Annotated in this window: 21 protein-coding genes; 15 read left to right on the top strand and 6 right to left on the bottom strand. The window is 60.1% G+C overall.

What is annotated here, in order from left to right:
* Window positions 1–28: 28 nt before the first annotated feature.
* Window positions 29–673, top strand: coding sequence for an HAD-IB family hydrolase (locus ACM530_RS17135; protein WP_242196213.1), 645 nt, complete (start codon window positions 29–31; stop codon window positions 671–673).
* A 238-nt stretch (window positions 674–911) separates the two neighbouring features.
* Here the strand turns inward: ACM530_RS17135 and ACM530_RS17130 are convergent, their stop codons facing one another.
* Window positions 912–1,871 (bottom strand): LysR family transcriptional regulator, encoded by a 960-nt coding sequence (locus tag ACM530_RS17130; RefSeq protein ID WP_416362732.1) that lies wholly within the window; start codon window positions 1,869–1,871, stop codon window positions 912–914.
* Window positions 1,872–2,099: 228 nt separating this feature from the next.
* Here ACM530_RS17130 and argH point away from each other — a divergent pair, with 228 nt between their 5' ends.
* From argH to ACM530_RS17095, 7 genes are all read left to right on the top strand, one after another.
* Window positions 2,100–3,527 carry an argininosuccinate lyase gene (gene argH, locus ACM530_RS17125; protein ID WP_416362731.1) on the top strand — a complete coding sequence of 476 codons (1,428 nt, stop codon included), beginning with the start codon at window positions 2,100–2,102 and terminating at the stop codon, window positions 3,525–3,527.
* A gap of 106 nt (window positions 3,528–3,633) precedes the next feature.
* A complete protein-coding gene (locus tag ACM530_RS17120; protein WP_017134649.1) occupies window positions 3,634–4,512 on the top strand; it encodes an amino acid ABC transporter permease in 879 nt (292 codons plus the stop codon).
* Between the two features lie 24 nt (window positions 4,513–4,536).
* Window positions 4,537–5,301, top strand: coding sequence for an amino acid ABC transporter ATP-binding protein (locus tag ACM530_RS17115; RefSeq protein WP_119741579.1), 765 nt, complete (start codon window positions 4,537–4,539; stop codon window positions 5,299–5,301).
* Between the two features lie 25 nt (window positions 5,302–5,326).
* The gene (locus ACM530_RS17110; RefSeq protein ID WP_159959220.1) at window positions 5,327–6,148 is read left to right on the top strand and encodes an ABC transporter substrate-binding protein; all 822 of its coding nucleotides are present in this window, start codon (window positions 5,327–5,329) and stop codon (window positions 6,146–6,148) included.
* 150 nt (window positions 6,149–6,298) lie between these two features.
* A complete protein-coding gene (locus ACM530_RS17105) occupies window positions 6,299–7,474 on the top strand; it encodes an MFS transporter (RefSeq protein ID WP_119741577.1) in 1,176 nt (391 codons plus the stop codon).
* 158 nt (window positions 7,475–7,632) lie between these two features.
* Complete coding sequence (locus ACM530_RS17100; RefSeq protein WP_416362730.1) at window positions 7,633–8,580, top strand: hypothetical protein; 948 nt, start codon at window positions 7,633–7,635, stop codon at window positions 8,578–8,580.
* Between the two features lie 106 nt (window positions 8,581–8,686).
* Complete coding sequence (locus ACM530_RS17095) at window positions 8,687–9,067, top strand: helix-turn-helix domain-containing protein (RefSeq protein ID WP_416362729.1); 381 nt, start codon at window positions 8,687–8,689, stop codon at window positions 9,065–9,067.
* On the opposite strand, the gene ACM530_RS17090 is transcribed toward ACM530_RS17095, so the two are convergent.
* A complete protein-coding gene (locus ACM530_RS17090; RefSeq protein WP_145159403.1) occupies window positions 8,997–9,554 on the bottom strand; it encodes an AAA family ATPase in 558 nt (185 codons plus the stop codon). The genes ACM530_RS17095 and ACM530_RS17090 overlap by 71 nt on opposite strands.
* A 38-nt stretch (window positions 9,555–9,592) precedes the next feature.
* Complete coding sequence (locus ACM530_RS17085; RefSeq protein WP_416362728.1) at window positions 9,593–10,525, bottom strand: GlxA family transcriptional regulator; 933 nt, start codon at window positions 10,523–10,525, stop codon at window positions 9,593–9,595.
* Window positions 10,526–10,639: 114 nt separating this feature from the next.
* On the opposite strand from ACM530_RS17085, the gene ACM530_RS17080 reads away from it, so the two are divergent.
* A complete protein-coding gene (locus ACM530_RS17080) occupies window positions 10,640–11,431 on the top strand; it encodes an SDR family NAD(P)-dependent oxidoreductase (RefSeq protein WP_416362727.1) in 792 nt (263 codons plus the stop codon).
* Here ACM530_RS17080 and ACM530_RS17075 read toward each other — a convergent pair whose 3' ends face one another.
* Both ACM530_RS17075 and ACM530_RS17070 read right to left on the bottom strand, forming a co-directional pair.
* Window positions 11,432–12,190 (bottom strand): hypothetical protein, encoded by a 759-nt coding sequence (locus ACM530_RS17075; protein WP_416362726.1) that lies wholly within the window; start codon window positions 12,188–12,190, stop codon window positions 11,432–11,434. It lies immediately after the preceding gene.
* 107 nt (window positions 12,191–12,297) lie between these two features.
* Window positions 12,298–13,356, bottom strand: coding sequence for an MBL fold metallo-hydrolase (locus ACM530_RS17070; RefSeq protein WP_370003753.1), 1,059 nt, complete (start codon window positions 13,354–13,356; stop codon window positions 12,298–12,300).
* Window positions 13,357–13,478: 122 nt separating this feature from the next.
* Between ACM530_RS17070 and ACM530_RS17065 the strand changes: the two genes are divergently transcribed.
* From ACM530_RS17065 to ACM530_RS17050, 4 genes are all read left to right on the top strand, one after another.
* Complete coding sequence (locus ACM530_RS17065) at window positions 13,479–14,105, top strand: TetR/AcrR family transcriptional regulator (protein WP_145159411.1); 627 nt, start codon at window positions 13,479–13,481, stop codon at window positions 14,103–14,105.
* A gap of 190 nt (window positions 14,106–14,295) precedes the next feature.
* Window positions 14,296–15,354 (top strand): diguanylate cyclase, encoded by a 1,059-nt coding sequence (locus ACM530_RS17060; RefSeq protein WP_416362725.1) that lies wholly within the window; start codon window positions 14,296–14,298, stop codon window positions 15,352–15,354.
* 264 nt (window positions 15,355–15,618) lie between these two features.
* Window positions 15,619–16,938: a methyl-accepting chemotaxis protein gene (locus tag ACM530_RS17055; RefSeq protein WP_416365099.1), complete on the top strand. Its 1,320-nt coding sequence runs from the start codon at window positions 15,619–15,621 to the stop codon at window positions 16,936–16,938.
* Window positions 16,939–17,014: 76 nt separating this feature from the next.
* Window positions 17,015–17,533, top strand: a complete 519-nt coding sequence (locus ACM530_RS17050; protein WP_119741558.1) for a DUF1003 domain-containing protein — start codon at window positions 17,015–17,017, stop codon at window positions 17,531–17,533.
* A gap of 257 nt (window positions 17,534–17,790) precedes the next feature.
* Here the strand turns inward: ACM530_RS17050 and ACM530_RS17045 are convergent, their stop codons facing one another.
* Complete coding sequence (locus tag ACM530_RS17045; RefSeq protein ID WP_370003760.1) at window positions 17,791–18,669, bottom strand: LysR family transcriptional regulator; 879 nt, start codon at window positions 18,667–18,669, stop codon at window positions 17,791–17,793.
* An 80-nt stretch (window positions 18,670–18,749) separates the two neighbouring features.
* On the opposite strand from ACM530_RS17045, the gene ACM530_RS17040 reads away from it, so the two are divergent.
* Window positions 18,750–19,457, top strand: a complete 708-nt coding sequence (locus ACM530_RS17040) for a CTP synthase (protein ID WP_370003763.1) — start codon at window positions 18,750–18,752, stop codon at window positions 19,455–19,457.
* Entirely contained in the window at window positions 19,454–19,774 is a 321-nt protein-coding gene (locus ACM530_RS17035) for an antibiotic biosynthesis monooxygenase family protein (RefSeq protein WP_404484467.1), read from the top strand. Before ACM530_RS17040 ends, ACM530_RS17035 begins: the two co-directional genes overlap by 4 nt.
* Window positions 19,775–19,863 lie beyond the last annotated feature (89 nt).

Genomic DNA, 19,863 nt, shown 5'->3' with positions numbered 1-19,863 from the left:
CGATCAAGGACCACCCGTGAACCCAGACATGCTCGAAGCCGGCCCTGCAGACGCCAAAGTACTCTCCGTCTTTGACTTCGACGGCACCCTGACCCATCACGACAGTTTCGTGCCCTTCCTCAAGTTTGCCTTTGGCACCGGTGAGTTCTACGGCCGGATGGTCAAGCTGGCGGTGCCGGGGCTGCGCTTTTTGCTGCGGCAGATCAGTCGGGATGAGTTGAAGGCGCAGTTGATTCGCACCTTTATGACTGGGGTTGAGAAGGCGTGGGTTCAGCAGCAGGCTGAGGCGTATTGCCAGCGTACGTGGAGCAAGCTGATGCGCCCGACTGGGTTGCAGTCGGTGGCGGATGAGGTGAAGTCCGGGGCGGAGGTGACGTTGTGTTCGGCGTCGCCGGCATTGGTGCTGCAGCCGTTTGCGAATCGGCTAGGGATCAAGTTGATTGGCACTGAGCTTGAGGTGGTCGACGGGGTGTTGACGGGCAAGCTCACGGGGAATAATTGCCGCTGTGAGAATAAGGTGCTGCGGCTTGAGGCGGTGTATGGGGATTTGGGCGATTATCGGCTCAGGGCCTGGGGCGATACCCGCGGGGATCGGGAGTTGTTGGCGGCGGCGCAGGATGCGCATTTTCGGCATTTTCATTCGAAGAAGAAGCCGGGCAAGTTGCAGCGGTGATGCGGGTGGATGGGGTCGGCGGGTGGACCGAGGTGATCCCATCGCTGCCTCGCTGGGGCTCGAGAGCTCCCACATTTTGATCGGTGCAGGCCAGACAACGCACTAGCATGGGGTGCTGGGGGTCGATACAAATAGCGGGTTCGGCAGCCGACCGAGTCGATCCCATCGCTGCCTCGCTGGGGCTCGAGAGCTCCCACATTTGGGCTTTGTTGGCCTGTTGATCGGTGCTCGGCAAGGGTTATGTTGCGGCTTTGAGGTCTACGTCCAGGGCTGTGGCGAAGGCTTTTACCATTGGGCTGCGCGGGGCGTTGTGGCGCAGGATCAGGTTGAAGGCGGTGCTCAGGTGGACGTGCTCCGGGCACAGTGCGCGCAGGCGCCCTTCCCTGACCAGTGGCGCGGCGTAGTGTTCGGGCAGGAAGCCTAGGAAGCGGCCGGTGAGAATCAGGATGGCGACGGCTTCAACCTGTGAGGCCGAGGCGGACTGGCTGTCGTAGGTGACGAAGTTGGCTTTGTCGCGATGGATTGCATACCGGTGGTTGACCACTTCGTATTGGCGCAGCACTTCTGGCGTGATGTCGCTCGCGTTGAACAGTGGGTGTCCTACGGCGCAGTAGGCGTGGGCTTTTTCTTCGTACAACGGGAAGTAGTCGAATTCTTCGCGGCGTTGGTAAACCGGCACGATGCCGACGATCAGCCGCCCTTCCACCACGCCGCGCTCAACTTCGTCGAGTTGCGAGGCATGTAGGCGCAATCTAATTTTTGGCGATTCGCTGTGTAATTTCCCTAACGCGGTAATGAGCGGCGAATTAACGTCGGAGACGGTGTTATCAATAACGCCCACACTTAGGTCGCCGATCAGTTCATTTTGCGCCGAACTAAGCTTGTCTCTGAAACTGTCCACCGAGGTAAATAACTCGATGGAAGCCTGATACACCAACTTGCCTTCTTCGGTCAGGCCAAAGCCTTCCCGGCCCCTTGTACACAGGCGCATGCCGATGCGAATTTCAAGGTCGGAGATCTGCTTGCTGATGGCCGCCAGGCCCACGTTCAGCTCGTTTTGCGCGGCGCTGAAGCCGCCGGCTTCGACCACGGCCATGAACACGCGCAGTAATTTGAAGTCCAGCCCGCTCAGTTGCAGGGGCGGTCGTGTGCCGGGTTTTGGCGGCATGTTTCCAGAAGTGGAAAGTGGGGTTTCCATAATACGCGTTGACCTCAAGTGCCATATTCAACAGGCTTCAACCCAATCCTTGAACATAGCCAGGCGGCGATAATGGCCGTAAACATCTGCCCTTGGCAACCTTGAATATAGCGGGTTGAACAGCACACAGAGGCTGATTTAATACCCGTAAAAACCTGACACTACGATCAGGTCTTTTTAGTTTTTTACTGCCTCCGACTCTTCTAAAAACAAGCGTGAGGAATACCGATGTCCCAGCCCACCGACCGCCTTTGGGGTGCTCGTTTCAAGACCGGCCCGTCTGCTGCATTGGCCGCGTTGTCGCGTTGCCCTGAGCGCTATTTTCGCCTGACGCCCTACGACCTGGCCGGCTCCCGTGCCCATGCCCGGGAGTTGCAACGCGCCGGTTTGCTGGATGACTCCGAGACCCTGCGCACCCTTGAAGCCCTGGACCGCATTGGTGAGGACTTCGCCGCCGGGCGCCTGCATACAACCCTGGATGACGAGGACGTGCACACCTTCATCGAACGCGTATTGACCGAGCGCCTGGGCGCCTTGGGCGGCAAGTTGCGCGCCGGGCGTTCGCGTAACGATCAGACCGCCAATGATCTGCGCCTTTTCCTACGCGACCATGCGCGCACCATCACCACCGAGGTGTTGGGTTTGCAGCAGGCGTTGGTGGAGCAGGCTGAGCAGCATGTCGAAAGCATCTGCCCGGGCTTCACGCACTTGCAGCAGGCGCAACCGATTGTGTTTGCCCATCACTTGTTGGCGCACGCGCAGTCGATGTTGCGCGATGTGCAGCGCCTGGTGGATTGGGATGCGCGCACCGCGTTGTCACCGTTGGGTGCTGCGGCCATGGCAGGCTCGGCGATTGCGCGCCAGCCAGAGCATTCGGCCAAGGAAATGGGCTACACCGGGCCGTGCGAAAACTCTATCGACGCTGTCGCCAGCCGCGACCACGTGGCGGAGTTCCTGTTTGTGGCGGGCATGCTCGGGGTGAATATTTCGCGGCTGTCGGAGGAGTTTTGCCTGTGGTCGTCGCGCCAGTTTCGCTGGGTGGTGCTGGACGATGCCTACGCCACCGGCAGCTCGATCATGCCGCAGAAAAAGAACCCGGACATTGCCGAGCTGGCGCGGGGCAAGGCTGGGCGCTTGATTGGCAACCTGACCGGGCTGATGTCGACGCTCAAGTCGTTGCCGCTGTCGTACAACCGCGACTTGAGTGAAGACAAGCACAGCGTGTTGGACAGTGTGGACACCTTGCTGTTGGTGTTGCCAGCGATGGCCGGGATGGTTGCGACCATGAAGGTGCAAGTGGAAGAGCTGCGCCGGCAAGCGCCGATGGGCTTCACCTTGGCGACTGAGGTGGCGGATTGGTTGGCCACGCGCGGCGTGCCGTTCAAGGAGGCGCATGAGATTACCGGCGCCTTGGTGCAAGCCTGTGAGAAACACGAGATTGAGTTGTGGGAAGCCTCACCGGCGATGTTGGCAGAGGTGGATGCCCGGCTGCTGCCGGAGGTGCGGGACTGCTTGACCCTGGAAGCGGCGATTGCGGCGCGCAGTGGTTGGGGTGGGACGGCGCCGGAGCGGGTTCGGGAACAGATTGGGCGGTTGAAGACTGCCTTGGCTGAGCAGCAGAGATGGGCTGAGAGTTATCAGGGGTTTCGGATTTAAACCTGGTCCTTTGTGGTGAATTTGCTGGCGCTATCGCAGGCAAGCCAGCTCCCACATTTGGACTGTGTTTTAACAGTTGGATCGAGTACAGCAGTGGAGTAACACCATGAACCAAACCCCGGCGGAGCGCTTGGAAGCTGAGCGCAAGTTGTCCGAGAACCAGTTCGATATCACGCAGTACGAGCATGTGCCGCGTCGTTATTACGGGCGGATGTTTTTTGCCACGTTGATCGTGATCGCCCTGGCCGCGTTGTTGCGCGCCTTTGCCAATGGCCAGATCGAATGGTCCTACATCGGGCAGTTCCTGACGTCTGAGGCCATTCTGTGGGGCCTGGTCAACACCATCGTCATGTCGATTCTGGCAATGGCGCTGGGCGTGGTCATCGGCGTGATCACGGCGATCATGCGCATGTCGGCCAACCCGATCCTGCGCTACGTGGCCATCACTTACACCTGGCTGTTCCGCGGTACGCCGCTGATTCTGCAGCTGTTGCTGTGGTTCAACCTGGCGCTGATTTTCCCGGTGATCGCCATACCCGGCCTGTTCAGCATCGACACCGTCGACCTGATGACGCCATTCGTGGCCGCGCTGCTCGGCCTCAGCATCAACCAGGGCGCCTACACCGCCGAAGTGGTGCGCGCCGGCTTGCTGTCGGTCGACACTGGCCAGTACGAAGCCGCCAAGTCCATCGGCATGCCAAGCCTTCAGGCGCTGCGTAGGGTGATTCTGCCGCAGGCGATGCGAGTGATCATTCCGCCGGTAGGCAACGAGTTCATCAGCATGGTGAAAATGACCAGCCTGGCCAGCGTGATCCAGTATTCGGAGCTGCTGCACAACGCGCAAAACATCTACTACGCCAACGCCCGCGTCATGGAGCTGCTGATTGTGGCCGGCATCTGGTACCTGGCGGTGGTGACTGTTCTTTCATTTGGTCAAAGCCGCCTCGAGCGTCGTTTTGCCCGCGGCGCCGGCAAGCGTTCGTAAGTCTGGGTTGAGGAGATTTGCCCCATGAGAAGCATCGTCAAGGCCGTCAACCTGAACAAGTATTACGACGAGTATCACGCGCTGCGCGACATCAATATCGAGGTCGAGCAAGGCGAAGTCATGTGCATCATCGGCCCGTCCGGCTCGGGTAAAAGCACGTTGCTGCGCTGCGTCAACCAGCTGGAAAAGATCGACAAGGGCGGCCTGTGGGTCGACGGCGAACTGGTCGGTTACCGCGTCGTCGGCAACAAGCTGCACGAGATGAATGAATCGCAGATTGCCCGCCAGCGCCTGGCGACCGGCATGGTGTTTCAGCGCTTCAATTTGTTCCCGCACATGACCGTGTTGCAAAACATCATCGAAGGCCCGGTGCAGGTGCTCAAGCGCTCGCCCAAGGAAGCCATCGAAGACGCGCTGGAGTTGCTGGCCCGCGTCGGCCTGGCGGACAAGCGCAATGCCTACCCGGTGGAATTGTCCGGCGGCCAGCAACAGCGTGTGGCCATTGCCCGCGCGCTGGCGATGCGCCCCAAGTTGATGTTGTTTGACGAACCCACGTCAGCCCTCGACCCGGAGCTGGTAGGCGAAGTGCTATCGGTGATGCGCGATTTGGCTACCACCGGCATGACCATGATCGTGGTCACCCATGAATTGGGCTTCGCCCGCGAAGTGTCCAACCGCATGGTGTTTATGGATGCCGGCCAGATTGTGGAAGCCGGCAGCCCGGAAGAAATTCTAATAAGCCCACAAAACCCGCGTACCCAAAGCTTTATTTCTGCCGTTCGCACTTAATTAAAAAACTAACGAGAACGCCCCCATGAAAAAATTGTTTATCCCAACGTTGCTCGCAGGCCTGATGGCCTCCTCGTGTGTATTCGCGGCATTGCCGGCGGCAATCAAGGACAAGGGTGAGATCAGCGCGGCCATCGTGCCGAACTACCCGCCGATGGATTTCAAGGACACCGCCACCAATAAACTCACCGGCCTGGATTTCGACCTCGGCAATGCCCTGGCCGAGCGCCTGGGCGTGAAGATCAAGTGGCAGGAAACCGGCTTCGAGCAGATGCTCAGTGGCCTGACCACCAAGCGCGTCGACATCGTGTTGTCGGGCATGTCCGACACCGCCGAGCGCCAGAAGGCCGTGACCTTCATCGACTACTTCACCAGCGGCCCGCAGTTTTACACCCTGGCCAAGCGTGAAGACCTCAAGGAATTGACTGACCTGTGCGGTAAAAAAGTCGGCACCAGCCGCCGGACTACCTGGCCGTCGGAAATTGCCGCGTGGAGCAAGGAAAACTGCGAAGCGGCGGGTAAGCCGGCGATCGTGGTGATCGGCACCGAAGGCTCGGCGGATGCGCGCGCGCAGTTGCAGCAGAACCGTTTGGATGCGGCGATGCAGGGCAGCGAGACGATTCCTTATTTGATGTCGTTGGACAAGGGCAAGTACAAGCCAGTGGGCCTGGCGATTTCCAAGCAGTTCACGGGGCTGGGGATTGAGAAAAGCAACACCGAATTGGTCACGGCGATCAGTGAGGCGTTGCAGGGCATGATTGATGATGGCACGTACGGCAAGATCCTGAAGAAGTGGGATCTGGAACAGGGTGCGGTGGAGAAAATCAGCATCAATGCCGGGCAGTAAACACTGCAAAAACCTGTGGGAGCGGGCTTGCCTGCGATAGCGGTGGGTCAGCTTGCATCTGCATGCCTGACTCACCGCCATCGCGGGCAAGCCCGCTCCCACATTTGAATTGTGTTGTATTGGAAAATTAATAAGGACATCCGCCCCACCGTGGCCACCTACTCCCTGGTAATCCGCCGCCTGATGATCTGCTCGGTGACCATCGTCGTCAGCCGCGCCATGACCAGTCCGCTGCTGGCCCTTTGGCTGAGCACGCGCCTGGGCCTCAACCAGCAGGACATCGGCTTGCTGATGGGCATCGCCGTGTTCATCGCCACGTTGCTCGGCCTCTATGGCGGCTACGTCATTGACCGCCTGGAAAAGCGCAAGCTGCTGATCCTGGCCATGCTTTCCAGCGCCATCGGATTTTTGTTGCTGACCTTTGCCAGCAACCTCTACCTCACCACCCTGACCCTGGTGATTACTGAAGCCGCGTCGGCACTGTTCCTGATCGGCTCCAAGGCCATCATCAGCGAAAATCTGCCGGTGGGCGACCGCGCCAAAGTGTTTTCCCTGCGCTACACCCTGACCAATGTCGGCTATGCCACCGGTCCGATGGTGGGTGTGGTGATCGCCGGGCAGATCCCCTGGGCGCCGTTCCTGATCGCCAGCGCCATCGCCCTGGGCAGTGTGTTCCTGATGATCGGCATTGCGCCGACCCAACGCGACAACAGCAACAAACCCCTGAGTTTTCTCACGACCCTGCGCACGCTACGCAGCGACCGCACGCTGATCCTGTTCACCAGCGGCAGCCTGTTGAGCACCATTGTCCACGGGCGCTATACGCTTTATCTGTCACAGTTTCTGCTGGTGGCCTACAAGCCCGCCGAGGCGCTGAAGATTCTGTCGGCGGTGCTGGCCTGCAACGCCATCACCGTGATTTTGATGCAGTACCAGATCGGCCGCTTTCTCAAACGTGAACAGCTGCGCTACTGGATCGTGCTGGGAACGTTGTTGTTCATTGTCGGGCTGATCGGTTTCAGTCTGGCGGACAGCCTGGTGACCTGGTGCCTGGCGATGTTCGTGTTCACCTTGGGCGAGATGATCATTTACCCCTCGGAATTTCTGTTCATCGACACCATCGCCCCGGATGCGCTGCGCGGCAGTTATTACGGTGCGCAAAACCTGGCGGCATTTGGCGGGGCGATGAGCCCGGTCATTTGCGGTTACCTGCTGATCAATGCGGCGCCGGTCAGCATGTTCTATGCCCTCGGCGCATTGACCGCGGTAGGCGGCACCTTGTGTTTCCTGAGTGGGCGGCGTGTAGCCGGTACACCGCCTATCTAATGTAGGAGCTGGCTTGCCTGCGATAACGGTGGGACAGCTTGCCTATCCGTAACCTGACACACCGCTTTCGCAGGCAAGCCAGCTCGCACATTTTTTGATCTGCGTAGCGGCTTCTATTTGCGTAATATCCAGCCACTCATCTCACGGACCCGAGCCCCATGAAATTCGACACGGCCTACAGCCTGAGTCTCGATGACAAACTGTCGATCTACGACGTACGAGACCTGAATTTCGACGAAACCAGCCCTTTCGACTCCGACAAGGACAGCTTCCTGTGCCCCAACGATGAATGCCGCGCGGCGTTCGATGCGGGCAATGCGCTCAGCACCTTCAACGCAAAAAACGTTAACTATCAGCGCACGCCGCACTTCAAGAACAAGGCCAGTACCCAGCACATCGACGGCTGCCGCTACGCCAGCACGCACAAGACTGCGACCGGCGAAACCGATGACGAGCGCGAGGATAATTTCCCATCGGAATGGGTCCTGACACGGCGCCAGTACGAGCGCAAGCCGGCCGTGACGGGCACCGAAGCCGGCATCCCACACGACCCCACGAAGGTTGCGTCGACTCGTAGCGGTTCGTCCCACAGCGCCAGCGACTCTACCCCGGACAAAACCAGCGTGTTCGCCCACCCGGTGGAATGCTATGTGTCGAATATCGACGACAAAGACAAGCTCAAGAGCATGCCGCTGAAGATCGGCGATCACACGGCAACCTACTGGACGTTTTTCAAGAAGATCGAGTACCTGCAAGACAACAACGGCCTGATCTACTGGGGCAAAATCAAGCAGATCAAGGACTACACCGCCAGCTTTCGCATCGATTTCGAAAAGAAGGTGTGGCTCGACAAGAAGCCCTACTCGGTCAACGTCTACCTGAGCAAAAAACTCATCGAAAACTACCGCAAGCGCACGGCGTTCCTGGAACAGATCAAGGCGGCGGCAGACAGTAAAAAGGCGCTGTATTGCTTCTTTTATGGGGTCACGCCGCAATTGAAACAGGTGCCGAGCAAGAAGAACCCCGAGCAGACATTCGGGGTTTTCAGCGCGAATATCGAGAACCTGGATCACTTGATCATTCGAGAAGCGCCGGGCGTGGAATAAAGCGCGGCTGAAACGCCATTAAAAAAATCCAGTTGATGAGCGGTCAAAATAACTGTACAAAAACACAGTATAGTTTGCCTTCCCCCGTCGAACCTGGAGAAACCCCATGTCCTCTCTGGCAATGAGCTCTTTCGTAGAACAGCAGATCGTCCTGCACCAATTCACCGCCAAGCACAGTGTGCAGGCCCGCGCGATGCTTGGTTGGAGCCGAGAAGAACTGGCCCGACAAACCGGGCTGGCGGTCGAAACGGTGCAACGCTTTGAAAGCCAGGGCGATGTAGATGATGAAACCCGCCTGGTATTGGCCTTTCGGCTGGAGGCTGAGGGGCTGGTGTTTTTCCCGGGATTTGCGCCGGGTTGGGGCATGAGTGCGCGCAAGTTCGACAAGGCCCCGGCCGAGCCCGCGGCAAAAGGCATCATTTCGCGCTTGATGGGCTCAACAGCGGCATCAATTGATTCACCAGCGCCTCAACCGAATGGTGCGTAGCGTCCAGCCGGATCACCGGGCAGGTCAGTGGCTTCAGCCAGCTTTCATGCCGACGCAGGCTTCGTAGGCTGTGGTTACCATCATCGTAACGAGCAGCCCAGGCGAGAAACGCGACGCTGTTTTCATGGCGGCTGCCGCCCTCCAGAATCCGGTCACCATAGCGCTGCTCTTCGCGCAGCCGCAGGCGGTGCAGGCGAACCTGCGGGTCTACACGCAGGAACACCACATGGGTGAACTGCGGGATCATGGCATCGCCCCATCCGCACACTGAGCCGGACAGCACCCAGCCTTCGAGGCCGGCACTTTGTTCCTGTAACAGACGCGTGCGTTCATCCCGTAACCGAGCGACGGTGAACGGTTCCGGAGTTTGCTGCCAGAAGAAGTCGTCGGAGTCGAAATAAACCACATTCAAGCGTTCGGCCAAGGCTTTGCCCAAGGTCGTAGTGCCTGCGCCTGCAGCGCCGAGGATGTGAATTTTATAGCGCATGACTTGCCCCCTTAACTTGAGTGTAAGCCGTTGGGGCATCAGGCCTGCAATTGCAGCGCGCGGCGCATCATTTGTGGCGGCTGGCCGAAGGCACGCAGGAAGGCGCGACGCATGCGCTCCGGGTCACCGAAACCGGTGTCGCGGGCAATGATGTCGATGGGGTGGTCGCCGGATTCAAGCATCAGGCGCGCCGCTTCAATGCGCAGGCGTTCGATCGCCTTGGCCGGGGTGTGGCCGGTTTCGCTGCGAAACAGACGGCTGAACTGGCGCGGACTTAGGTGCGCGACGTCGGCCAGCCGTTCAACAGAAAGCTCTTCCTGCAAATGCTGGCGGGCGTAGACCAGGGCGGTTTGCACGCGGTCGGACTTGGGGTCGATGTCCAGCAGCGCGGAAAATTGCGACTGGCCACCCGCACGGCGATGGTAGATCACCAACTTGCGCGCAACCTCACGGGCCACCTCTACACCCAGGTCGTTTTCGACAAGGGCCAGGGCCAGGTCGAGGCAGGCGGTCATGCCGGCAGAAGTCCAGAGTGGGCCGTCTACAGTGAAGATGCGGTCTTCTTCAAGCCTCACATTGGGATACGCCTGACGAAAGGCACGGGCGTGGTACCAGTGAGTGGTTGCCTTGCGGCCTTCCAGCAGCCCGGCCGCCGCCAGGTGGAAAGAGCCGGTGCAGGCAGAGGTCACACGACGCGACGTCACCACTGCGTGCTGCAAGTAGCTGAGCAGGCCAGGCGTGGCGTCGAGCACTTCGTTATCGCCCACTACCAACACCGTGTCGTACGGACCAAAGGGCACCGTATCAATGGCAAAACCCATGGAGCTTTTGACCGGCCCGCCCTCCTCGGATACCAGGTCTACCCGATAGAACGGCTGTTCCACTTCCAGATTGGCGAATTCAAACACCGTACTGGTGCTCAGGCTGAGCATCTGAAAACCCGGAAACAGCAAAATACCGACAGACACCATGGCCAAACCTCATGTCTCTAAAGGAGGGATATACGACATTGCAGCCACGACATTACACCCATAATCTTGGTTGCAACAAGGCCCCCTTTCCTCGGCCCTCCTGGAGTAACTGCAATGACTCAATCCAGAGGTTATGCGCTGATCACCGGCGCTTCTTCGGGCATTGGCGCCACCTACGCCGATCGCCTGGCTCGCCAGGGTTACGATCTGATCTTGGTGGCGCGTAACCAGCACCGACTGGAGCGGCTGGCGACTCAGCTCAACGCCGATACCCAACGGGATATCCAAGTGGTGGTGGCCGACCTGAACCTGCCGGCCGATCTGGCCCGTATCGAACAGATCCTGCACGACGACAGCCGCATCAGCCTGTTGGTGAACAACGCCGGCATCGGTGCCACCGCGCCCTTGCTCGACAGCGATGCGGACAAGATGGAGGCAATGATCCTGCTCAATGTGCTGGCCCTGACTCGCCTGGCCAAAGCCGCAGCAACCAACTTTGTCGCCCAGGGTCGCGGCACCCTGATCAACATCGGCTCGATCGTGGCGGTCGCACCCAAGTTGCTGAATGGTGTTTACGGGGGCACCAAAGCGTTTGTGCAAGCGTTTTCCGAATCACTCGAGCATGAGCTGAGCGACAAGGGTGTACGGGTTCAAGTGGTGCTGCCCGGTGCCACCGCCACCGAGTTTTGGGACGTTGCCGGCCTGCCGGTGAGCAACCTGCCCGAGACAATGGTCATGACCACGCAAAACCTGGTGGACGCCGCATTGGCAGGGCTCGCACAAGGTGAGAAGGTCACCATCCCGTCACTGCCTGACAGCCTGGATTGGGACGCTTACGAAACCGCGCGCCTGGCCTTGGGGCCAAACCTGTCACACCGCAGTCCGGCCCCACGTTACGGCGTGTAATCAGCGAATAGACTGAAGCCCAGGTCCGTGGCCGCCTGGGCCGCCGGCGCTGATCTGTCGATAGGCACGCAGCAACGCGTGCAAAGCATCGCGAGACCCTCGAGCGCCATAAAACCAAAGCTTCGTGCCCTCTGCCAACGGCTCGCAAACGGCGGGATACCCGCTTAAGCACGCACTATGAAACGCCGCACATTGATCGTCAGACACCAAGGCATCAAGACGATGCCTGGTCACCAGATCGTCGATTTCACGCGTTTGCAAAGAGAATTGAAGGCTGTGGTCTGCACGTCGTGCATCTACCGGTACCAATTGCGCACCGGCCTGTTGCAGGATATCGAACGCTCGGCGCAAGGCTGCGCTGTGTTCAATGGCTTCGTAATGGGCCCCGTGCACATACCGGTCAGCGAACCCGATGCGCCACCCTGCGAGCACCTTGGCAGCGGTAAAGATGCTGTTATTGCGTACCAGAGGCACTTCAACCATCACAGGCCCTGTGGGCTCGATACCACTCAAGGCGACGAGTAACAGCGCAGGGTCTCGCTCGGGTTTTAGCAGCGGGGCCACGGCGTTGTAACCGGGAATGAGTGCGAAGCGCTTTGGAGGGTCAGCGCCGAAGACTATACCGCCCAGGCTGGCTTTATCGGTGTGGGCCTGGGCCGGCGCAGCGTTCGCGCCGCCCGCTTCACCCGCTTCCGGCAAGGAGGGCCCAAGCCGACAAGGCAGGCCCAACCGCCAATGCTCCCTACAGTTTTTTTCCATCAGAACCTGCACCCCGACAATGACCGTGCGGGATCATCGCACTCTCATCGAAGGGTTGTCGCAGGGCTGAAATACCCTGAAAACTCATTTTCCCACGGCCCCAAACTTCAGCCCGTAGCGTGCTCTTTCGCACCTTGCGTTTCCACGTCCAACCACCACGCATGCCCACGCTCAGGCTGGTTCAGATTGAACGCTTGCCCCATCGCCGGCGTGGTAATCGAAACGTTGCGCTCCCAGGCCAGGGCCATGATGCGGTCGAACGGCTCGTGCCAGGCATGGAACGCCAGGTCGAACGTGCCGTTGTGAATCGGCAGCAACCAACGGCCTTTAAGGTCGATATGCGCCTGCAAGGTTTGCTCCGGCTGCATGTGCACATGGGGCCAGTCGACGTTGTAAGCACCTGTTTCCATCAGCGTGAGATCAAACGGGCCGTATTGTTCGCCGATGCGTTTGAAACCGTCGAAATAACCGGTGTCGCCACTGAAAAACACCCGCCGCGCACCGTCGATCATCACCCAGGAACACCACAGGGTCTGGTTGCCGTCAAACAGACCACGCCCGGAAAAGTGCTGGGCCGGCGTGGCGATAAAGCGAATGCCATCGACCTCGGTGCCTTGCCACCAATCCAGTTGCCTGACTTTGCTGGCGTCCACACCCCATTTCACCAGGGTGTCGCCCACACCCAGCGGGGCGAGAAAGTAGCGGGTTTTGTCGGCCAGCTGGACCACGGCCTTATGGTCCAGGTGGTCATAGTGATTGTGCGAAAGAATCACCGCTTCCAGCGGCGGCAAGTCTTCAAGGCTAATGGGCGGCTGATGGAAGCGCTTGGGCCCAGCCCAACTGAACGGTGAGGCACGCTCGGCAAACACCGGGTCGGTGAGCCAGAACTTACCGCGCATTTTCAGCAACACGGTGGAATGCCCCAAACGGAACACGCTGTGATCGGGAGCGGCCAACAGCTGCTCGCGTGTCAGCGGTTGCACCGGAATCTTGCCCACGGGGCGCGTGCTGCGCGGCTTGTTGAAAAGCATGTTCCAGAAAATCCGCAACGTCTTGCCAAAGCCGCCGTGCTGCACTGGGGCATCGTTGGTGAAATGCCCTTGCTCCTGCTCGGCAGGCTTGAGTGCTTCAGGCGAAGGGTCGAGACGGCTTGAAATCGTGGCCATTACAGAGTGACTCCTGGGGTCCGCTCATAAATTACACTGCACAGTGTAGTTTCTAGATTGCAACAAAACCCGGAGCAAGTAAACTACCAAGTGTAATTTCATCCAAGAGCCGAACGCATTCCATGACTGCTCCCCAACGCCTCACCGACCGCAAGCGCGAAGCCATCGTGGCAGCGGCCATCACCGAGTTTCGGGCTAACGGGTTCGAGGTCACCAGCATGGACAAAATCGCCGCCACCGCCGGTGTCTCCAAGCGCACGGTGTACAACCACTTTCCCAGCAAGGAAGAATTGTTTGCAGAAATCCTGCACCAGTTGTGGGCCAGCAGCGTCGCCCAGCTGGACGCCAGCTACGCCAGTGACCGCCCCCTGCGCGAGCAATTGCGCGGTTTGCTGCAGGCGAAGATGCAGATGATGTCGGACGCCAACTTCCTCGACCTGGCCCGCGTCGCGATCGCTGCCACCATTCATTCGCCCGAACGCGCGCAAGATATGGTCAACCGCTTGAGCAAGCGCGAGGAAGGCTTCACCCAGTGGGTACGCGCGGCCCAGGAAGATGGCCGCCTGGCCTGCACCGACCCGGCCTTTGCGGCCCATCAGATCCAGAGCCTGCTCAAGGCGTTCGCCTTCTGGCCGCAAATTACCCTGGGCCAACCTACTCTGGACGCCGCCAGCCAGGCCAGCGTTATCGAATCGGCCATCGACCTGTTCCTGGCCGGCTACGAAGTCAGCCCTGCCCGTTCGCAATAAAGCCTGTTGCATGAGCGACATTCCAAGTCGTTTTTAGCGCATTCACCCGGTGTGCTACGCAAATGGCTTGGAAGGACACTGATTATTCCCACGCGAATAACTGACAATATTCACACCTATTATCCGATCAACGGTTCCCGCCGCTGACGCACGCTGTCGCATCTGCAAAAAAGAGCTGACCCGGAACACTATGGAAAACAGACGAGGCAAAGGGCTGTCATTTGCCAGGCGTATCTACAAGCCAAGGATCATCGGCCTGGGTATCGGCTGTATCAGCGTCATCGGCGCCCTTTACCCGTTGGCGATGCCGGGCTGGGTATGGGCCTTGCTGATATTCAACGGTTATGCCTGGGCCCATGTGGCGTACCAGCTCTCCACGCGCTCGCAATTTCCCTACCAGGCCGAACAACGCAACTTGCTCTATGACTCGCTGCTTGGCGGTTTCTGGGCGGCGGCCACGCAATTCACACCGCTGACGACCGTGACCATCCTGTCGATGATGACCATGAACAACGTCGCGGCCGGGGGCAAGCGCCTGTTTCTGCGCGGGCTGGTGGCACAGGCGGGCGGTATCGGCGTGGCGTGGGCGCTGTTGGGGATCAAGTTCAATCCCAACGTCAGCCTTGCCCAGGTGTATACCTGCCTGCCGATGCTGACGCTTTATCCGATGGCGATCGGCATGGTCTGCTATCAGTTGGCAATCAAACTCTCGGAACACAAACGCGCCCTCAGCGCCCTCAGCCGTGTCGACAGCCTCACCGGCCTGCTCAATCATGGCTCATGGAAAGACCTGCTCAATCTCAAGTTCCACAAATGCCAGCAGCAACAGAGCCACGCCACCATCGCCTTGATCGATATCGACCATTTCAAACAGATCAACGACACCTACGGCCATATCGTCGGTGATCAGGTGTTGCGCCAGTTGAGTCAGGAGTTGCGTCAACACCTGAGGGAAAATGACTTGGCCGGCCGTTACGGCGGCGATGAGTTCTGTGTGATTCTTCCGCAAATACCACTGGAAGAAGCTGCGCTGGTCATGGAACACATGCGAGAAACTTTTAGTAACTATCGCAATTCGCAGATCCCGGAGTTGCGCGTGAGCCTGAGCATTGGTCTGGCAGACTTCCAACCCGTCTTCAGCGATGCGGCAATGTGGCTCAACGCCGCGGATCGCGCGCTCTATGTCGCCAAGGACTCCGGTCGCAACCGGGTGAATGTCAGCCACTACGTCGTCGCCCACTCCGCTTAAGTCGTCCTACGACACCTCGTCTGAATTCTCTTCAGACACACTGCCGCAGAAGCATAATGCCACTATTGGTCGCCTACTCAATGACGTTCCCGCCCTGAAGGCGAACTTCTTGGCCGGCCGATCACTCTGAACCCGTTGTTCAACCCCCCTCTGTCGGCACAAGGAAGCTGACAATGAGCAAGTCAACCGTAAGGCCTGGTGCCCTACGGGGGCAGGCGCAAATTCATGGATACCTCTGACGCGTGCTTCCCCGAGCTCTCGAACATGCTATTCAACGCCCACAAAAAAACCATCAACACCCTGCAACACACCAACGCCCAACAAGCCAGCTTGCTGGGTGCCATCGAGCGCTCCATGGCGGTGATCGAATTCGATCTGCAAGGCACCGTCCTGCGGGCCAATGAGAATTTCCTCAAGACCATGAGCTACCGCGCCGAACAGATCGCGGGCCAGCCCCACCGGATGTTCTGCACCCCCGCGTTCACGCGCAGTGCCGAGTACAACCAGTTGTGGACGCAACTGCGTAATGGCCAATTTCAGTCGGGCACCTTTGAGCGCGTCGGCGGCGACGGCCAATCGGTATGGCTGGAAGCCAGCTACAACCCGGTGCGCGATCACACGGGCCAGGTCATCAAAGTGGTGAAATACGCCATGGACGTCACCCCGCGCCTGCAGGCCGAAAGCGAAGCCAACGCCAAGTTGGGTGCCATCGACCGGGCCATGGCGGTGATCGAATTCAACCTCGACGGCACCATCATTACCGCCAATGCAAATTTCCTGCAGCGCATGGGCTACAGCCTGGCGCAGATCCAGGGCAAGCATCACCGCCTGTTCTGCAAGCCGGACCTGGCCAACAGCTCGACGTACAGTGAGTTCTGGAAGCGCTTGAACCAGGGCGAACTGTTCAACGGCCAGTTTGAACGCATCGACAAAAACGGCCAGACGGTGTGGCTGGAGGCCAACTACAACCCGGTGTACGACGCCAGCGGGCGCCTGTGCAAAGTGGTGAAATTCGCCTCCGACATCACCGCCAGAGTGCAACAGCATGCCGCCGACGCTGCCAGCGCTGCCCAGGCTTATCACATCTCGCTGAGCACTCGGGATATCGCCGAAAAGGGCGCTGATGTGATCCAGCAAACCGCCAGCGGCATGCGCGAAATTGCTGCCGACATCGATGGCTCCTCGCAACTGATCGCCAAGCTGGGCGAGCGTTCGCAGCAGATCACGGCCATCGTCAACACCATCCGCGGCATCGCCGACCAGACCAACCTGCTGGCCCTCAACGCCGCCATCGAAGCGGCGCGCGCTGGCGAACAAGGCCGTGGTTTTGCCGTGGTGGCCGATGAAGTGCGGCAACTGGCGGCACGCACCAGCGGCTCGACGGCGGAAATTTCCAGCATGATCGCGATGATCCAGGAGGAAACCCGCCAAGCCATCGACAGCATGGAAGGGACACGCGACCGCGCCGCTCAAGGTGTGGAGTTGGCCAACCAGGCCGGCACGGTGATCCTGCAGATTCGCGAAGGCACGGGCGAGGCCGTGCAGGCGGTGAGTGCGTTTGCCAATGAGCGGGGCAACAACTGACCTGATCTTCATGTGTCTGGCCGGGGGCTGGGTCTATAGTGCTGACTAGTCTTTACGCCAAGGATTCGAGCCCGCCATGACCCCAGACAAGCCAGAAGCTGCCCCCGTCGATCACCTGCGCTTCCACCGAGGCCACGCCCACCTGGCGCCGACCTTCGGCAACGACACCTTTGCGCTCAAGGCCGAAGCGTTCGCGCGCTTCTTTGGTACGCCCACCTTTCTCGGCGCGCAAACCGCGATCGTGATCTTGTGGGTGGTGCTGAACATGACCGGCATCACCCACTTTGACGTGTACCCGTTCATCCTGCTCAACCTGGCCTTCAGCCTGCAATCGGCCTATGCCGCGCCGCTGATCCTGCTGGCCCAGACACGCCAGGCTGCCCGCGACAAAGCCCAGTCCGACGCCGATGCCCAGCACCGCGAAGCGCTGGCCATTGCCAACACCGAGCGCCAGGCCCAAGCCGAACAAACCACCAAGCAGTTGCTGGAACTGCTGGAGCAGAACACCCGCCTGACGGAAATGACCAAGCAACTGACCGAGCGTATCGAGACCCTGACCTGCGAGATGCATGAGCAGTTCATGCGCAAACCCTGAGGGCGAAGCCGTTGCCTTAGTTATGGCGAGCGCACTTGTTATGGCGAGCGCGGCTTGTTGTGGCGAGCGGGCTTGCCCCGCGTTGGGCTGCGCAGCAGCCCCAAAACCTGACACTGCGGTTTACCTGAAGAATCGCGTTGGCCTATCTGGGGCCGCTTCGCAGCCCAACGCGGGGCAAGCCCGCTCGCCACAGAAGCCCGCTTACCACAACAAGCCCCACTTGCCACAACAAGCCCGCCAGTCACAAAAGGCGCCGTTCATGGCAACCGCACATGCCGCCCCAGCTCATCAAACAACGTGACCACCGAACGCAACGCCCGGCAATCCGGACGTGTCAGCAGCCACAATGCGGTGTTCCGCCCGGCCAACGCCGGCCCCAGTGGTTGCAAACCATCGCCCAAGAGAAAATCCGGCAGCGCCGCCACGCCCAGGCCCGCGCGTACCAACTCGGTGACCGACAACATGCCGTTGCAGCGATAGCTGGGACGCACGCCCGGCAAATGCTCGCGGCGCCAGGCGACGGTGGGGTGATCAGGCAAGAAGTCGTCCGGGGCGATCCACGGCAGCTCAGCCAACTCGCGGCCTGCGTGCTGGCGCGCAAAATCGGCACTGGCACACACTTGATAGGCGACCGTGCCCAGGCATCGACCGACAAGGTGCTCCGGCGGCGTCTTGGTCAGGCGCAGGGCAATGTCCGCATCGCGGCGGCTGAGGTTGGCGAAATCATTCGATGTGCTCAACTCCAGGGTCAACGCCGGGTATTCGGGCATGAACCGCGCCAGCGCCGGCAGCAGCAAACCTTGCAGCACTGAGTCGGTGCAGGTCAGGCGCACGGTGCCGCTGATCACTTCGCCGCCCTGCTCCACGCCAATGCGCGCCGCCTCCAACGCTTGTTCTGCGTGCTCGGCCTGCTGCGCCAGGTTGCTGGCCAGGCTGGTGGGCAGGTAACCGGCGCGGCTTTTTTCAAACAGGGTCTGGCCCAAGGCGGCCTCCAGCCGACGCACCGCACGGAACACCGTGGACACATCCACCCGTAACAGCGCCGCCGCCCGCGCCAGGGTGCCGCCGCGTACCAGGGCGAGGATCAGCGAGAGGTCGGGATAGTCGATTTGATAGTGCGTGGCTGCATTGAGCATGTGGGCGAACGCCAATTTTGATTGCGTGAGCGCCAATCTATAGTGGGCACCAGGACACAACAAGCCATGGGACGTACACGATGAAAGCCAGCACCTTGCACCTTGCCCTGATCGGCGACTACAACCCCGACGTCACCGCGCACCAGGCCATCCCCGTGGCGCTGCAACAGGCGGCCGACGCCTTGAACCTGAACGTTCACGTGCAATGGCTCGACACGGACTCGATCACGCCCACCACTCAATTGCATATGTTCGACGGCTTCTGGTGTGTGCCCGCCAGCCCCTACCGCGACACCGACGGCGCACTGCGGGCGATCCGGTTTGCCCGCGAACACAAGCGCCCTTTCCTCGGCACCTGCGGCGGTTTTCAACATGCGGTGCTCGAATATGCCCGCAACGTGCTGGGTTGGGCGGATGCCGAACATGGCGAGCTGGCCCCGCACGCCAAGCGTGCGGTGATCACACCGCTCAGTTGCGCGCTGGTAGAAGCCACGGACACCGTGCGCCTGGCGCCCTACACCCGCATCGCCGAGGCCTACGGCACGCTGGATATCCACGAGGGTTATCGCTGTCGCTACGGCATCAACCCCGAGTTCGCCAACGCACTCTTGGAAAGCGACCTGATTCCCAGCGGCCACGACTCGGCCGGCGATCTGCGCGCCATCGAATTGCTCGACCATCCGTTTTTTGTCGCCACGCTGTTCCAACCGGAACGTGCCGCGCTCAAGGACGTCACGCCACCCTTGGCGATCGCTCTGCTCAAGGCCTGCCTGGAGTGGTCACGATGATCGCCAACACACCCGCCACGCCCTACTACGCAGTGATTTTCAGCTCATTGCGCACCGAGGGCGATCAAGGCTACGGCCAGGCCGCCGCCCGCATGCTGGAACTGGCGCGTGAACAACCGGGGTTTCTGGGGGTGGAGTCGGCGCGCGAGGACGGCTTGGGGATCACCGTGTCCTACTGGGAAAGCGAGGCGGCGATCCTGGCCTGGAAGCAGCAGGCCGAGCATCGTGAAGTGCGCGAGCAGGGGCGCGCCACTTGGTACTCGGCGTTTCAAACACGCGTGTGCAAGGTGGAGCGGGCCTACACCTTCCAGAAGTGAAATGCGTTCCCCCGTGAGAGCGGGCTTGCCTGCGATGGCACCCGCTCGGTTTTACTCAGAGACCGCGTCGTCTGCATCGCAGGCAAGCC

Origin of the sequence: Pseudomonas sp. NFX183 (assembly GCF_047943075.1) — a bacterium.
Lineage (GTDB): Bacteria > Pseudomonadota > Gammaproteobacteria > Pseudomonadales > Pseudomonadaceae > Aquipseudomonas.
Note: the sequence above shows the minus strand (reverse complement) of the source record. Positions and strands in the feature narration are given on the sequence as shown.

Bases quoted from the DNA above. Each gene is read 5' to 3' on its own strand.
- ACM530_RS17045 (WP_370003760.1), bottom strand. From the start codon at position 18,669: ATGCTCAATGCAGCCACGCACTATCAAATCGACTATCCCGACCTCTCG.
- ACM530_RS17070 (WP_370003753.1), bottom strand. From the start codon at position 13,356: ATGGCCACGATTTCAAGCCGTCTCGACCCTTCGCCTGAAGCACTCAAG.
- ACM530_RS17075 (WP_416362726.1), bottom strand. From the start codon at position 12,190: ATGGAAAAAAACTGTAGGGAGCATTGGCGGTTGGGCCTGCCTTGTCGG.
- ACM530_RS17085 (WP_416362728.1), bottom strand. From the start codon at position 10,525: ATGGTGTCTGTCGGTATTTTGCTGTTTCCGGGTTTTCAGATGCTCAGC.
- ACM530_RS17080 (WP_416362727.1), top strand. From the start codon at position 10,640: ATGACTCAATCCAGAGGTTATGCGCTGATCACCGGCGCTTCTTCGGGC.
- ACM530_RS17040 (WP_370003763.1), top strand. From the start codon at position 18,750: ATGAAAGCCAGCACCTTGCACCTTGCCCTGATCGGCGACTACAACCCC.
- argH (WP_416362731.1), top strand. From the start codon at position 2,100: ATGTCCCAGCCCACCGACCGCCTTTGGGGTGCTCGTTTCAAGACCGGC.
- ACM530_RS17135 (WP_242196213.1), top strand. From the start codon at position 29: ATGCTCGAAGCCGGCCCTGCAGACGCCAAAGTACTCTCCGTCTTTGAC.
- ACM530_RS17120 (WP_017134649.1), top strand. From the start codon at position 3,634: ATGAACCAAACCCCGGCGGAGCGCTTGGAAGCTGAGCGCAAGTTGTCC.
- ACM530_RS17130 (WP_416362732.1), bottom strand. From the start codon at position 1,871: ATGGAAACCCCACTTTCCACTTCTGGAAACATGCCGCCAAAACCCGGC.
- ACM530_RS17110 (WP_159959220.1), top strand. From the start codon at position 5,327: ATGAAAAAATTGTTTATCCCAACGTTGCTCGCAGGCCTGATGGCCTCC.
- ACM530_RS17095 (WP_416362729.1), top strand. From the start codon at position 8,687: ATGTCCTCTCTGGCAATGAGCTCTTTCGTAGAACAGCAGATCGTCCTG.
- ACM530_RS17090 (WP_145159403.1), bottom strand. From the start codon at position 9,554: ATGCGCTATAAAATTCACATCCTCGGCGCTGCAGGCGCAGGCACTACG.
- ACM530_RS17050 (WP_119741558.1), top strand. From the start codon at position 17,015: ATGACCCCAGACAAGCCAGAAGCTGCCCCCGTCGATCACCTGCGCTTC.
- ACM530_RS17035 (WP_404484467.1), top strand. From the start codon at position 19,454: ATGATCGCCAACACACCCGCCACGCCCTACTACGCAGTGATTTTCAGC.
- ACM530_RS17060 (WP_416362725.1), top strand. From the start codon at position 14,296: ATGGAAAACAGACGAGGCAAAGGGCTGTCATTTGCCAGGCGTATCTAC.
- ACM530_RS17115 (WP_119741579.1), top strand. From the start codon at position 4,537: ATGAGAAGCATCGTCAAGGCCGTCAACCTGAACAAGTATTACGACGAG.
- ACM530_RS17100 (WP_416362730.1), top strand. From the start codon at position 7,633: ATGAAATTCGACACGGCCTACAGCCTGAGTCTCGATGACAAACTGTCG.
- ACM530_RS17055 (WP_416365099.1), top strand. From the start codon at position 15,619: ATGCTATTCAACGCCCACAAAAAAACCATCAACACCCTGCAACACACC.
- ACM530_RS17065 (WP_145159411.1), top strand. From the start codon at position 13,479: ATGACTGCTCCCCAACGCCTCACCGACCGCAAGCGCGAAGCCATCGTG.